Consider the following 14,635-nt stretch of genomic DNA (forward strand, 5'->3'; position numbering starts at 1 on the left):
TGCGCTCTATCAATCACCATGGTAGGCAACGCGTGCCAATAATAATCAATAGGGAGAACACACTTATGACTGCCGTTATGTATTTACAAAAAACAAAAGCTGGGCGCACTTTAAAGTTGTGCTCATTCAGCGTGTTACTGCTCACACTGCTTTTATGTGCAATGAATGTATCAGCACAACAAGTGGGTGAAATTATAGGTAAGGTCACTGGGCCTGATGGCGCACCACTTGACAATGTGAGTATTCAAGCAAAAGGTGATGTATTACCTAAACCTCGTACCGCCACATCAAAGGCAAACGGTAGTTATCGCTTGCAACTGCTTCCTCCTGGTAATTATGACGTTACGTTCACCGCAGCAAGCGGCGAAACACAAACCGTAAGTGTTGCAGTATTGCTTGAGCAAAAAACACCGTTAAACATGCAATTAGGAGCAGATGACCCTGAACGCATAGTGGTATACGGAAGTAAATTAACCACTTCAACCAATGCGGCACTGGGTAATGCACTAAGTGCCGATACCCTAGCACAGCTACCCATGGCAGTAGAATATAGCTCGCTCATTCGTTTAATGCCCGGTGTACAAGTTACTTCCGACAGTGTGCGTGGCCCCAGCGCAGGTGCGAGTGGCCAAGACAACGGCTACAAATTTGACGGAGCCAATTTATCAGTGCCTTTATTTGGCATTTTAGCGTCATCGCCCTCTACCCACGATATTGCCCATGTGTCAGTTGAGCGCGGCGGTGCAAGAGCCGTAGGCTTTAATCGAAATGCCGGTGTTACGCTTAATACTGAAAGTAAATCGGGTACCGATGAGTGGAAAGGTGACGTAACCTACCGCGTACAAAAAGGTTCATGGCAAGCTGAAGACCAAGACGGTTTAAAGACAGAAGATGATATTGGCTTTGTTACCGCAGGCGTAGGTGGCCCTATTATTCCCGAGCAGCTCTATTTCTATGGTTCGTACTACACGCGTGATGATTCAAAAGAAAGCGGTAGTAATTCACGCGGCCAATTACCTGATATTACGAACGAGCGTGAAGAGTATTTCGGTAAGTTTACATGGACACCAACCGAAGACATTCTGATTAATGCAAGTTATCGTAATTCTGAGGTAACTAGTGCAAATCAAGACATTGAAGATGACAACCCGGCTTCTACAGCCGTTGATGGTATAGAAGAATTTGAAGTGATTGTGTTTGATGGCTCTTGGCTTATAAATGATGATACATCCTTAAACATTTCTTACGCCGACACCACGCAGTCTACAGGCTCATTTCCCGTAACTAACCTTGGATTTAGAGGCCAAGCTGGCGAGTCGCTAAACGTGAGCGACCTAGCATCACAAGGTTACTTTACAGTGCCATCACTTGAAACCCAAGTAGCCACTACGCCAGAAGAGCAAGCTCTGTTAGATACATATAATGCCGGCGCAGCCGCACTTATTGCAGCCTACGGGGTAAATGGTCAGGCCTTAGGGTCGGTTGGTGCAGCTGGCACCGTGAACGACAACCGATATTTAGGCAATACCTTTGAAATATCGCTAGACCACGTTATTGATACCGACACCATGACCCACGAAATTCATATTGGGTACCAAGAAGAAGAAGGTTCAGAAGAGTTATTTAGAGTATCAAATGGATGGGGAACCATAGCTTACTGGGGTGGTTTGGACAACGAAGAAGGTGTAATTGCCGCGCCTAATGGCGACCCAGTTCCTGTTGATACTGTGTATCGCGCTACCGTGCAAACCCGCGGTTTTGATGCAGGAGGTTTAACTGGCCCCTTGGTTTCATCAAGCAAATCTAAAACCATAGCCGTAAACGACACTATTTACTGGGACGACTTCATTTTTGATGTTGGATTTTTATTAAGCCAAGATGAGCTAATTGGCCAAGGCCTTCGTTCTGCTGATACAAGCTCTGGTTATGAAGAAGCTCGCGGCAACACTTATGTGATGAAAAAAGTGGGTTTTAGTGAGACTTTTCAGCCACGCTTAACAGCAACATGGGAATATAGCGATACGGCTTCAGGGTATGTGAGTTTTGCACGATACAACCCTGCGGTAAGCTCATTAGCACGCGCTGCATCGTGGGATCGTAACACTGGAGGTAGTACTACTTATGCCTATTTTGATGGCGCAGGCAACTACCTTGATTCACAAACCAATGTTTCGTCTACCGGTAAGTTATTTGCTGATGACCTAAGCCCACGAACCATGCAAGAGTTTATTATTGGCCACCAAATGCAGTGGAACAATAACTGGACTATTCGCAATCATGTTCGTTATCGCCGTAGTTGGAATTACTGGGAAGATACCAATAACAATTCACGTATTGTTTATGACGCAGAGGACTACCAAGGCCGCGTGGCTGGCCTTGCTGAGTTATATCCTAACCTTGTAGCTCGCGCCAATGCGGGTCAATTTGGCTCACCAGGCCCAAGTGAGCTTTATATTCCAGTGAATAACCTTATTGGTGAAGGTACTTATGTAATAGCCCAGCTAGCTGGCGCCTATACTAAATATTATGAGGCTAGCACCGAAATTGACTTCAAGTCTGAGAATTTCTTTAGTACAACATCTGTTGTTTGGAGTCACTATTACGGTAATTTTGACCAAGACGGTACCACCCGCTTTGATAATGACCAAGGTACGTTTATTGGCTCGTCTAATATTGCAGATAGTTGGTACGGACAACTGTGGGGTAGCTTTACCGATGGCAAAATGCGCGCCGACCGCACATGGCAAGTTAAGAGCTACGGTGCTTACCAGCTTCCTTGGGATGCATCATTGGGTTATTTAGCTTACTGGCAGTCAGGCCATACATGGGCGCATCAGTGGGCAAGTACTTACTATTTAGAGCCTCGCGGTAGTAGAAGAACCCCTAGCCATTGGCAGTTAGATGTAAACTATACGCAAGACTTTGAATTCTTAAACGATTACAGCTTACAGCTACGTTTAGATGTGTTTAATGTATTTGATAAGCAAACTGGCTATAACCCTGAGCCGCGTTACAGCAACGAGGACTTAGGCGAGTACAGAAGTTATGAAAACCCTCGCCGTATTCAAGCAACTGTATCGTTAAAATTCTTTTAAAGCGTTAGCAGTTAACATTTAAAAGGCTCGGCTTTGAATGAAGCGGAGCCTTTTTTTTTGAACACAACATTCACCTTCCTTTTCAGATAATAAATAAGCTATCAGTATATGTAACAAACAATGCATAAGTACTAAGCGCTAACGAATTTTTTCAATCAACAGCATCGGTTTTGCTTATTGGACACAGTATTAATAGCCTGTAATTATTGAGCAGTGTTAAAAGTCAAAGAGCCCTTGTAGATGAAAAATGTTCCCAATACAGCAAAAATAAACCCTGAACTCGCCCTTGTTGTTGAAGGTGGCGGGCAAAAAGGTGTTTTTACCGCTGGCATATTTGATATGTGGCTTATGGCGGGGTTTAACCCCTTCGGAATTTTGCTAGGTACATCTGCAGGGGCTCAAAATTTAGCAAGTTATATTAGTGGTCAGCAAGGGTATGCATACTCATTAATAAGCATGTTAACTAAACTCAATACCTTCTTCTCACCTTGGCGCATGTTGAGAAGAAAGAACGTAATGGATTTGGATTGGTACTTTAAGCAAACGCAAGAAAAGCTATTCTACTTTGATGAACACAAAGCAATGGCGAATTCTCAAAATCGAATAGTGCGGTTTTCAGCGTCCAATCCTACATTGTTTGAAACAACTATGATGGATCCTAATGTTGAGGGCTGGCTTGAATCACTCAAATACTCCAGTGCAATTCCGTATTTGTATCAGTCAAGCTCATTGGTTGATGGCGGCGTTACTGCACCATTGCCGGTGCAACAGGCACATGACTTGGGAGCTAAAACTATTCTTACAATTAGAACTAGAGCGCTTAAGCAAGAAGAGGGAAACAAATATATGCAGAGAATTAAACCTTTTGTATGCTTTCAAGGCCGATGCCCTCGCATAGTTAATATTGCTAGCCGCCATGATTTAGCTTATGAGGAGGCTAATTTATTTATTAGCCGCCCCCCAAGCGGCGTTAGAGTAATGGAACTACGTCCACAACGTAAACTACTCACTAAAACCCTTGGTAGTACGCAAGCTGAAATGATAGCTGATTACAAACATGGACTGTTTATAGGGGCTGAATTTTTACGTCAGCATGGCATTTCTGTTTATAGCGAAAGTGAGCTTAAGTGCTCTAAAACCGTTAGTGAAATGGTTGCTTAAAGGATAGTGTAACGGCCTAATTCGCTCTGACACTTTGTTAGGCACTTTTTACATTTCTTAACTCATATTGCATTGGGAACCTTGCAAATCATCACAAACGATATCGTCATAGCCGTTAATAGTGACTTGGAAATCAGCAGAGGCATCTTTTATTTTATGAGCTTCGTCAGACATGTCCGACAGTTGAGAAAGATATTTTTCATAAGTGTTAACAGAGAAACCTTGAAACATTTGATCCATCTTTATCGAATCAAATCGATGGTTACCATCTGCATCTTGATAATCTGTTAAATCTGATACCACTCCGTCATCACCGACACCTGTAGAAGCGGTGTTATCCAAACCTGGCAATGTAAAACTCTTGATGGCCAATGCGCCATCCCATTGAGCTTTATTGATAGCCTCAATACGCGCTTGTTGCTCAGCTTCGGTGAATGTTGCCGTTTCGGGGAGTGCTTGTTGTTGAGCAAAGGCTGTAGATGACAAAAAGGGAGTCATTATAAAGTTGCTTAAAATAACAAAAATAAGGGTGTAACCTAATGATTGTCAAAACGTCTTATATGTCATGCATTTTAATCTTTTGCTAATACTGATCCTCTATTTGTATTAAATTGCACAATAAATTTGAAATATTTTGGAATTATTCATAAAGTGGCACTTTAGCTCGTTGTTTATACAATGATGCTTAAATAACGCATTAAGGAAATAGATATGCAACGCGTATTTTTCATTATCTTGGCTACACTTTTAATTAGCGCTTGTGGCAGCACAAAGAAAGAAATAAAAGCCCCCACTCAGACGGTAAATAACGGGATTGCTAAAATGGTGCATTTTGGCATTTTAGATGCGGAACTAGCTGATATGATGGCGCTCAAAGCTGATAAAGCAAAAGTTAATCAAAACAATGTGGTCAAAGACAGTGCATTAAGCGCCTTGACTGATGAAGGTAATCTAGTAACAGGTTACATGCTTTCCAGTGTGCTGGGTGCGGGTTTGAGCTTAAGTGATTTCTTATCGCCAAGTAATATTTTGCTGTCAGGTTTTTCTGGCTCCAAACGTAAAACGCCTTCTTACGACATTCGAACCTTTTTTGCAGAAATTGAACTGTCTTGCGACGAGCAATGTGCAGTAGATCAGATTAAAGAATTTGTAAAAGAGGTTTATGCGAGGTTTGCGGAAAAAGCCGGCCTACCTGATGATAAAATCATAAGAGTGGTTGAAAAAAAATATTTAAGTGCATCCAGAGGTTATTTCGTTGAAACCGAATCAGGGAAAATGATAAGAACGCTTATAATTGGGCTACCTGAAAAATTTAATCACAAAGGAAAAACTTATTATGGTAGCAATCCCACACTTGAAAAATATTCCGGAAAAAATACCGCAGGATGGGAATTTAGTGAATACGCAGATATAACGGACATAGGTTTTGCGGCATTGATTGAGGCCAGTGAAGATTTTCCTTATATGTTTACATATCACGATAAAAAAAGTTTTAGAAACAATAGTGATGGATTGACTAGACCCAAAGGATGCAGAGGTAATTTTATCATTCAAGGTGGCAAGCTAGAACTGATGTATCAAATGTTCGGTTGCCATGCATTTGCTAGTGAAAAGTGGTTACCCAAAGACAGGGTGATTGTATATCAATAGCGTTTTATATAATGAAGGGATATGACTCAATAGGAATCCCTCATGTCTCGAATAACTCTTTTTTTTATAATTTTATGTGTAACATTCACCGCTTCAAGTAAAGAGCCAGCAAATAATTTAAACACGTTTGTGACCTCCTTGGGTATCATGATGATAATCTCTAGTATTGTAGCTTACAGCAGCCTTCGTACGTAAGTCACAGCATCACAACAAAAAAAACAACCCTAAACTTGCTAACAAAGAAGATGTGCAATCTGGCAAGCCTTATCATGCGGGTTGCATGACATGGGCTCTACGCCAGGTTACTAGCGAGTGAGAACGAGTATTCAATATCGACATTAGTGAATGCGAGATATACCAAAAGTACAGTGTGAGTATCATCGCTTGCATCATAGATTCGACGCCATTAAATGGTGCGAGCTTTTGCATTCCAACTACCTATTCTCTGAAGAAACGAAACTGATTTTGAATTAGGCAAAAGCGTGATATCTCATTTAATAACGCGGAGTTAGGCTAGTAATTACTCCTACCGTTTTTGTAGTTGTTTATGATCACTTCGACCATTGGCCCAGTAAAGCTTATAGAAAAGACAAAACGCCTATGGTGATCGCCCCGATATTTTCGGGTCACGTTTGAACCCATTTTATAAAGAATTTTAGTTGAAATAATGCATACGATAACACTATACTAAAGTTCAATTTATTGTAAATGGAACGACAATGGTAGTAGGTCAAGTCAGGCAATTTATAAAAGAAACTGGACTGCCGATAGTCGTTATTGACGAGATCACGAAAACTGAGTGCAGGATTTTTTATGTTGAATCGGGTGTGTTTTGTAACGTCTTACGTAAAACGCTTGCATCAGAAAGCGTCATACCGACACGGAGATTCGCGAACCGCATTGCTGTGGAAAAATACGAAAAAGCGCGGCTTGCGCATTTAACAAAAGAATTAGAAAAAACAAACTTAACCATTGCACAACAAGTAGAAGAGTCAAGCAACATTCAACACTTACCAAGGGCTTTATCAACTAAAGAAAAAATCGTTACAATTGCTGCTGCACTCATATTATTTATCGTTTTTCAATTCAACCCTGCCTTATTTATCGATAAAGAGCAGTCGAATACGTCGAACAATTCAAATTCAGTCTTAGCAACTCCAAGTATAGATGGAACACCAAGCACCCGGAATCAAGTGTACTCAGAAGTCTTTATCGAGACCGAAGTACATGAAAGAATTAGGCGTCTGGAGAAAAACAGCAAACCAATTGTTTTAATAAAAATGGAAGGGGGATATTTTTTTAGCCCTTTTCTTGATAAATCCCACACCTTTCACCCAGGCTTTTTTGCGACTGAAAAACAAATAACTGACGCACTCAGAAACATCTCGCCTAGAAAAACTTTAAGGAAAGAGAGGCATGGATTTGCATTCGTTTCTACAATTCCTTCTGTAAGTGATAATCTCTACAAACAAAATGAAAATTTAAAATACCAATGTGCAGAAAACGGCTCTTGCTTTAACGATATCAGTAAGTTAACCGGCAACCATAAAACAATTCATGTTGAGGGTTACTATCGGTCTGATGGAACCTATGTTAGAGGTCACTACCGGGGGAATTAGACAGTTTAGTATGTCATGCACTAGGTTTAGGATATATAATTTTAGATCTAGCACATGGATTCATTTAGTTTATGTTTTAGCTTTTACGTACAGAGCGCCAACATCACTTTGGCTGATTTCTACCAAGGTACCTTTTGGCAAGATTTTTTCTGACTGCATCTGCAGAGAAACACCTGAAAAATCAAAATTTGCGCCCTGTAAATAAACATTAAGATCGTCAGGCAAGATGAACCTGTGTCCTACTAAATCATTATTCACTGGTTTCGGCTTTTTGTTACCTTGCAATCGGAAAAGTGGTTTGTATAACAGTACGAAGTACAAGGCCCTAGCACGGCTACGCTTAACGAAATGTTAATTACGCTTACTAGTAGAATCCCAATGGCCATAAACGCACTTTTTGTCACTTCGCTCAAGCTGATGAAAAACGGTTACTCGTTACATGCAGGGGCCTCCGCTAATGCCGATAAGCTAGAGAAGTTAAAAACGTTATGCAGCGTAAATCAGTCCAACTTTTTTGCCGCACTCTCAGTGGTACAGTGTCGGATGCAAATTAACAATTTACTTTAACAAAGCTTATTGATTAGTGTAGCAATAGCTATTATTGTTTATTACACATTTATATAAGCTTTGAGCTACTTTTGCCATCATTGCCTGCACTTGATATTAAAACCAACATAAATCACTCCCCTCACGTTATTATATTAGGTGCTGGTGCAAGTATTGCCTCGACAATTCGGAATCCCGAAAAATATGGTCGACTTCTACCTAGTATGCAAAATTTGGTTGAGACATTAGATTTAGAGCCAATAATAAAGCGACATGGTTTGAACTATCAAAGCCAGAATTTCGAGGCGTTTTATGATCAATTATCACAAAGCGGACAGCATCCTGAACTGTTAGATGAGATTGAATCAGAAATTAGCGGCTACTTTGCAGGTCTAAAATTGCCGGATGAAGCAACGATCTACGATTACCTTGTTTTAAGTTTGCGAAAAAAAGACATCATTGCTACTTTTAATTGGGATCCATTTTTAGCCCAAGCGTTTGCTCGAAATCAAGATGTTGTTGGATATGAACGCATGCCGAAAATGGCATATCTTCATGGAAATGTGGCGGTTGGGGTCTGTTATAATTGCAACACTATGGGGTGGCGTTTTAATGGTTGTACAAGGTGTAATAAAGATTTCAGTTCTTCAAAATTACTTTATCCAGTAGCTAAAAAAAACTACACCGATGATTCATTTATCAAGAGTGAATGGGAGCATTTAAGATTACATATGCAGAAAGCATATATGGTGACCGTGTTTGGTTATTCTGCACCTAAAACGGATGCAGAAGCCAGACAGTTACTATTGGATGAATGGGTGAATAACCCTGTTCGTGATCTCGCTGAGATTGAAGTTTTGGATATTATGGCTACTAGTAACCGTTCAGCATTAGAGTCAAACTGGAAAGAGTTTTTTGTTCGCAATCACTATTGCCTATTTGACACCTTTTTTAAGTCAGAGCTATCTTCAAGTCCTCGCCGTAGTTGCGATGCCTTTGCGATGGCCACTTTGCAACAACAACCATGGAAAACTAATAAGTTCCCAGATGACCTGTCTCTTAAACAGTTGCAAAATTGGGTTAAACCTTTAATAGAGGAAGAAAAAGTAGGAAGTTTTTCTGGAAAAACGTGTGAAGAATTGAAGGTTTCAAAATAGCGTGCCAACTATCATACGATTAATTTTTGTTATGCAGTGATAAAAAATAAGAAGAACCAGACTTTTGCTAAAATATTCTTAATACTACAGAAAAGATTCAAGTATCAGGTTCACTAACAAGAAGATTATGTCCTCGAAATTTTGCTAGAGAGACTTTCTTCCAGTACGACTTTGTATTCTTGAAAAACTCGTTCGCTTGCTCACCAACTAACTTCTGCTCATATAAAAAAGGCGATAATAATTGCTTAACGATGCAATTCTCGAACTCGTCCGTATAACTAATGTTCCACCTATGTTCTTCAGAGTTTGAGGCGCCTTCTGAACTAGTATTCTCATCAAGGGTAATTTTAGAAATAAACTCAAGATCAAACGAGCATCGATACACTAGCGTGATAGCCGATTGCTCATAAGTGAGCGTTACCGTAAGGTTGTATTCGGTTATAGTAGGCGACCAATTGGCACAAAAACCGACTTGGACAGCCCTTTTGCCCAGCCATACAGCCTCTTTTCGAAAAACACTGTCACAAATGTAAGTTATTCTTGTTTTACCTATTCGTGCCCATCCAATTTTGGCTGTTTCCATGTCTATTAGGAGGTATCGATTTTGAGTTGAAAGCATTACTTCAGCTATACCGATTGTCCAATGACAAAAGCTATGTAAAGAATCGCTTGGAACAAGAGAGTATGTATATGTGTCATTCCACTCACCGTAATTTGTAAGGTGCTCGACACTCGCATAGATGAAGCTTGATGATTCTAAGGCTCGCGCGTTTCGGCGCATTGCAGAAAGCCGTTCTTTTAATACTATATTTTTTCGCTGTTTAGAATTCGCAGCAAGTAGCGTCTCGATATTTTCTACAGAGCGCTTGAGTTTCTCAAATTCTGTAACATATGGGGCGATTAGTTCTTCCATATCTTCAATCATTTCCAAGGTAATTTCTTCTGCGTCTTCTGTCCACGCGGAAACAGCTTCATACCCATAACTAATAAAGCGCTCCTCATCGGAGCAAAACGTTGCTTCTCTGCTAGAAGCTCCTTTGTTGGTTAAATTCTGGCTTCCTACACTAATAAAGTCCTCTGTCAACATAACTTTGGCATGCAGACTTTCGACGCTAAATAGAGAGCACCCTTTTCTCAGTAGCTTTTTTAATGTTGCTAAAGAACTGGCTTTACAAACAAAACTTTCTGCGTCAAAACAGGTGTAGACAGTGCAGTTCGTCCCAATATTACTTAAGAGTACAGTCTCTGCTGTACTGGAGGTTATATAAGGCGAAAGAAAAATGACCTTATTCGATACTTCAGTCTCTTTTTTCCAACGCCGAGAAACATTTCGAAAATAAAGGTTATTCTTAATATTCACAATGATTGTCCCATCAATTCACGAATGATCAACTACTGGGTAGCAGGGCTCTCCCCAAAGCTCACGGTAATTATCCATCATGATTTTTATTATCATCGGCATCACATTTTTCATAATCGTTGTCGCATCCCTTACCTGATCTCGATTAACGCCACTGTTCCAAGTTGCACCACCGTGTAAAATTTGATTTCTAAGAGTATATAAACGAGAGAAGATGATGGATAAAACAACCGAAGTTTGCTTGTGTCCTAATGCTTTAGATGCGAAGGCGTTTGCCGCTTTGAATTCGGCTCGCCACTCATCATCACCTATCTTGTGGTTCTGATAATCCCAAAATGGCTGAAAAATATATTTATTTTTAAGCAACACTCGGATACTGTTTGCGAACTGCAGCCAAAGAAAATTTGAAAGATTTTTGTCTGTGTCGAGCTCACACAATCGCTCAATAAAATTTCGGAAAGTTTCTTGCTCAGTAATCCGGCGGTTAATATTTATTTCGTTAGCATATGCTGCGTTAAACGCGATCCATAAGTAAATAAATTGCGAATCTAAATCGTTTTCCGCCTGTTCGGATTTTTCTAACCAGCTTAACGCTCGGTGAACTCTTAAACCTAAATTTGAAGAGTAATTCTCTCGGTCTAAACGCTGTTGTTGCTTTAGTGTTTCGAAAGATAACTTCATATTTCACAATTCCTTTTTAGAATACTTGCCTACACCAAACTTACAATAGGTATTCGCTTATGAATCAGCCAACCTATTCTTCTTAAAATTCTCAGCCTGCGCAAATATCTCTTGATACACCTCGTCTCGGCTTACTGGCGGGTATTTAAACTTGGCTAGTAACATTATAAGGTCAACTTTTAGCTCTGCTTTGATATCGTCGCGCTGACTCCAGTCGGTGTATTTTGCTTTGTCGTCTACTACTTCTTTTACTGCTCTAGCGAGCTCTAATAACTGATCTTCGGGGTAGTTGAAGTCGTATTTTGCTGCCAAGCGTTTTAGGATGTCGTAAAAGGCTTTTTCTTCAAAGCTGATGTCTAGGTCGTCGTGTGCGCCGTACTCCTCGCGCAAGTCGTCCATCATTTTTATCAGCTCATCTGAAAAGTCTTCTAGTACGCCACTTACCAGCACATCGTCTTCTTTGCGTTCGTTGTATTTATCCACTAATGCTTTAAAGCGCTGACTAAAGTCGGTGCCTTGCGCTAAGTTGACCTTTTTCATATCGCCTATGGCTTTTACCAGCAGTTTTTGCAACATCATGATCTTGGTATTGGGTTGCTTCATTTTGCTGATTTTGTTGATGTAGTCTTCATCAAAAATGTCTATCTCGCCTTGGGAGTCATCCATTTTCAAGATTTCTTCTACACCATCACTTTTTAGCGCTTCGGCAATCATTTCACGAACCTGTGCGTTCATCTGGGCGGTGTCTGGGGCTTCACCTTTGGTTAGCTTGTATATGATCGAGCGAACAGCCAGGTAAAAATGAATTGTGTCCCGCTCTAATTGGCTTAGCTTTTCGCTACCACAGCAGATGTCATAGGCGGCCTTTAAACGTTTGACTAGCGCCATAAAGCGCTTTTCGCGCTTACCTAGTTGTAAAATAAATTCAGAGGCATGATTCAAGCAATTAAGCTGAGCAAGTGGCTCGCCCGTAAAGTAGCTTGTGGAGTCAAAGGTATGAAACACATCTGCAATTAAAGCCAAATGGTCTTTAACTGTTATCACCGATTGATTGATGTCTTCAAAGTTGGTTTCGTCGGTTTTACTAAACTGCGCCAACGCTTTGTTCATGGCTGATTTAATGCCGATATAATCCACCACTAAGCCTTTGTGTTTACCTGCAAACTTGCGATTTACCCGCGAGATAGTTTGAATAAGGTTGTGCTTTTGAAGGGGCTTGTCGATGTAGATGGTATCTAAAAACGGCACATCAAAGCCTGTAAGCCACATATCCACTACTATGGCAATCTTAAAGTTAGAGTGCTCAATCTTAAATTGCCTGTCTAACTCTTTGCGATAGTCTTTGCTGCCAAGTAGGTCAAACATTTCCTGTGGATCGTCTTTACCCCGGGTGATCACCAGCTTTACTTGCTCTATTGGCATACCCAACTTGCCTGCTTTGATAGCAAGGGCTTTTTCATCAGCAGATAGTTTGTTGGCGTGCTCTGACTCTTTTACTTCAAACCACTCTGGGCGCAGCGCTTTTATCTCTAAATACAAGGCATAGGCAATGTCGCGAGAGCTACACACAAACATGGCTTTACCACAAATGGTGGTGCTTTCGTCAATACGAGTTTCATAATGCTTCACAAAATCTGCCGCTAGCGCCCGTAAACGATCCGGGTCGCCCAATATGGAATTCATTTTGGTGGTAGCTTTTTTGCTTTCTTCTATTTGGTGTTCGTTACTGCCGTCTTGCTCACATTTTTTGTAATAGGCTTCGATTTCATCCAGCTTGCTACTATTAAGCACTACTTTGGCGGCGCGGCCTTCATATACTATGCGCACAGTAATTTCGTCTTTCACCGATTCAGTCATAGTGTAGCTATCAACTACTTGGCCAAACACGTCCAAAGTCGCGTCTATGGGTGTTCCCGTAAAGCCCACATAAGTGGCATTGGGTAGTGAGTCATGCAAATACTTGGCAAAGCCATAGGTACGTTTTACGCCTTGTTCAGTGATACGTAGTTTTTGATCTAAGTTGATTTGGCTGCGATGGGCTTCGTCCGAGATACAAATAACATTGCTACGTTTGGTTAATAATTGGGTATCTTCGGTAAATTTATGAATGGTAGTTAAAAACACCCCACCGCTGTTGCGGCCTTTCAGTAACTGGCGCAACTCAGCGCGGCTTTCCACGCTCACAATATGATCATCACCAATATAGGTTTTTGCATTGGCAAATTGATTGGCTAGCTGGTCGTCTAAGTCGGTACGGTCCGTCACTAACACAATGGTCGGGCTTTCAAACTCCACGCTTTTCATCAACAAGCGTGATAAAAACTGCATGGTAAAACTTTTACCACAGCCAGTAGCACCAAAATAAGTACCACCTTTACCGTCACGTTTTTCATCATCAGCACCCGCCACACCTGCTGGTAATTTACGCTGTTTTTTAATGTTCTCAAATAACTTTCTGGCCGCGTAATACTGAGGATAACGGCAGGTGATCTTAACCTCACCTTTGGTTTTGTCCGGAAAGTAAATAAAGTTACGTAAAACATCACACAAACGGCTTTTATCAAATAGCCCCTGCAACATAGTATGCAGCGAGTTAATGCCCTCTTCAGCCATAGGCTCGTTGCCAGTAACTTTGCGCCACGCATAATAAAAATCATAACCCGCAAACACAGTACCCATTTTGTTATTCACACCATCACTGATAACGCACAGCGCATTAAACACAAACAACTGAGGAATATCACGGCGATACCGAGTAGTTAGCTGTACATAGGCATCATGGATACTGGCCTGCTCTTCGCGTATGGCGCTTTTAAATTCAAATACCACCACTGGCAAACCATTAATATAGATAATGCCATCAGGAATACGCTTAGGGTAATCGGGGTTCAAACTATCGATTTCGAGCTGATTCACTATTTTATAGATATTGTTATCACTATAACCGGGGCTAACCTCTTGTACTTGGCCACCCACAACAACCTCAGCCGACTGTAAGGCACTGCGAACACCATCGTAATCAATTAGTTGAATGTACAAGTCTTTCTTGGAAGGTTGGCCAGCCACAGCTTCGCGCTTTAATACAAAGCCATCACTTAACCACTTACAAAAGGTTTTATTGCTCTCGTATAAATCACTAGCAGGTAGGGTTTCGAGCTGTTTAACTATGCTTTCAACTTCGCAAGTCGTAATGTCATCTTTAGCGTATTTGGTACGTAAATACTGACGAAGATCATCTGTAAGTAAAACCTCGTCACCACAAATACGAACCAACTGACCACCAGTAACATGAGGATAGCCCAGATCAGTTAAGAGTTGGATAATGGCGAGTTCGAGTTTTTCTTCCGTGAATTTCACTTACAAATC

At 40.9% G+C, this 14,635-nt stretch carries 10 protein-coding genes; 5 read left to right on the forward strand and 5 right to left on the reverse strand.

Annotated elements, in window-relative coordinates:
* The first annotated feature begins 65 nt into the window (after positions 1-65).
* Together ACOI22_RS09715 and ACOI22_RS09720 are read left to right on the forward strand one after the other, a co-directional pair.
* Positions 66-3,095, forward strand: a complete 3,030-nt coding sequence (locus ACOI22_RS09715) for a carboxypeptidase regulatory-like domain-containing protein (RefSeq protein ID WP_420671826.1) — start codon at positions 66-68, stop codon at positions 3,093-3,095.
* A gap of 240 nt (positions 3,096-3,335) precedes the next feature.
* Positions 3,336-4,256 carry a patatin-like phospholipase family protein gene (locus ACOI22_RS09720; RefSeq protein WP_420671827.1) on the forward strand — a complete coding sequence of 307 codons (921 nt, stop codon included), beginning with the start codon at positions 3,336-3,338 and terminating at the stop codon, positions 4,254-4,256.
* Between the two features lie 57 nt (positions 4,257-4,313).
* Here ACOI22_RS09720 and ACOI22_RS09725 read toward each other — a convergent pair whose 3' ends face one another.
* Positions 4,314-4,754 (reverse strand): hypothetical protein, encoded by a 441-nt coding sequence (locus ACOI22_RS09725; protein WP_420671828.1) that lies wholly within the window; start codon positions 4,752-4,754, stop codon positions 4,314-4,316.
* Between the two features lie 213 nt (positions 4,755-4,967).
* Here ACOI22_RS09725 and ACOI22_RS09730 point away from each other — a divergent pair, with 213 nt between their 5' ends.
* Together ACOI22_RS09730 and ACOI22_RS09735 are read left to right on the forward strand one after the other, a co-directional pair.
* Complete coding sequence (locus ACOI22_RS09730) at positions 4,968-5,906, forward strand: hypothetical protein (RefSeq protein ID WP_420671829.1); 939 nt, start codon at positions 4,968-4,970, stop codon at positions 5,904-5,906.
* 719 nt (positions 5,907-6,625) lie between these two features.
* Positions 6,626-7,525 carry a hypothetical protein gene (locus ACOI22_RS09735; RefSeq protein ID WP_420671830.1) on the forward strand — a complete coding sequence of 300 codons (900 nt, stop codon included), beginning with the start codon at positions 6,626-6,628 and terminating at the stop codon, positions 7,523-7,525.
* A 69-nt stretch (positions 7,526-7,594) separates the two neighbouring features.
* On the opposite strand, the gene ACOI22_RS09740 is transcribed toward ACOI22_RS09735, so the two are convergent.
* Positions 7,595-7,783 (reverse strand): hypothetical protein, encoded by a 189-nt coding sequence (locus ACOI22_RS09740; protein ID WP_420671831.1) that lies wholly within the window; start codon positions 7,781-7,783, stop codon positions 7,595-7,597.
* Positions 7,784-8,163: 380 nt separating this feature from the next.
* Here ACOI22_RS09740 and ACOI22_RS09745 point away from each other — a divergent pair, with 380 nt between their 5' ends.
* Positions 8,164-9,228, forward strand: a complete 1,065-nt coding sequence (locus tag ACOI22_RS09745; RefSeq protein WP_420671832.1) for a hypothetical protein — start codon at positions 8,164-8,166, stop codon at positions 9,226-9,228.
* A gap of 97 nt (positions 9,229-9,325) precedes the next feature.
* Here the strand turns inward: ACOI22_RS09745 and ACOI22_RS09750 are convergent, their stop codons facing one another.
* Genes ACOI22_RS09750 through ACOI22_RS09760 form a run of 3 tightly spaced genes read right to left on the reverse strand, consistent with a single transcriptional unit; the run spans position 9,326 to position 14,626 of the window.
* The gene (locus ACOI22_RS09750; protein WP_420671833.1) at positions 9,326-10,588 is read right to left on the reverse strand and encodes a hypothetical protein; all 1,263 of its coding nucleotides are present in this window, start codon (positions 10,586-10,588) and stop codon (positions 9,326-9,328) included.
* An 18-nt stretch (positions 10,589-10,606) separates the two neighbouring features.
* Positions 10,607-11,269 (reverse strand): hypothetical protein, encoded by a 663-nt coding sequence (locus ACOI22_RS09755; RefSeq protein WP_420671834.1) that lies wholly within the window; start codon positions 11,267-11,269, stop codon positions 10,607-10,609.
* Between the two features lie 57 nt (positions 11,270-11,326).
* A complete protein-coding gene (locus ACOI22_RS09760) occupies positions 11,327-14,626 on the reverse strand; it encodes a type I restriction endonuclease subunit R (protein ID WP_420671835.1) in 3,300 nt (1,099 codons plus the stop codon).
* Positions 14,627-14,635: the final 9 nt, after the last annotated feature.

Source organism: Glaciecola sp. 2405UD65-10, from assembly GCF_048820975.1.
GTDB lineage: Bacteria > Pseudomonadota > Gammaproteobacteria > Enterobacterales > Alteromonadaceae > Glaciecola.

Coding starts and splice junctions, on each gene's coding strand:
- ACOI22_RS09715 (WP_420671826.1), top strand. CDS start 66: ATGACTGCCGTTATGTATTTACAAAAAACAAAAGCTGGGCGCACTTTA.
- ACOI22_RS09720 (WP_420671827.1), top strand. CDS start 3,336: ATGAAAAATGTTCCCAATACAGCAAAAATAAACCCTGAACTCGCCCTT.
- ACOI22_RS09725 (WP_420671828.1), bottom strand. CDS start 4,754: ATGACTCCCTTTTTGTCATCTACAGCCTTTGCTCAACAACAAGCACTC.
- ACOI22_RS09730 (WP_420671829.1), top strand. CDS start 4,968: ATGCAACGCGTATTTTTCATTATCTTGGCTACACTTTTAATTAGCGCT.
- ACOI22_RS09755 (WP_420671834.1), bottom strand. CDS start 11,269: ATGAAGTTATCTTTCGAAACACTAAAGCAACAACAGCGTTTAGACCGA.
- ACOI22_RS09735 (WP_420671830.1), top strand. CDS start 6,626: ATGGTAGTAGGTCAAGTCAGGCAATTTATAAAAGAAACTGGACTGCCG.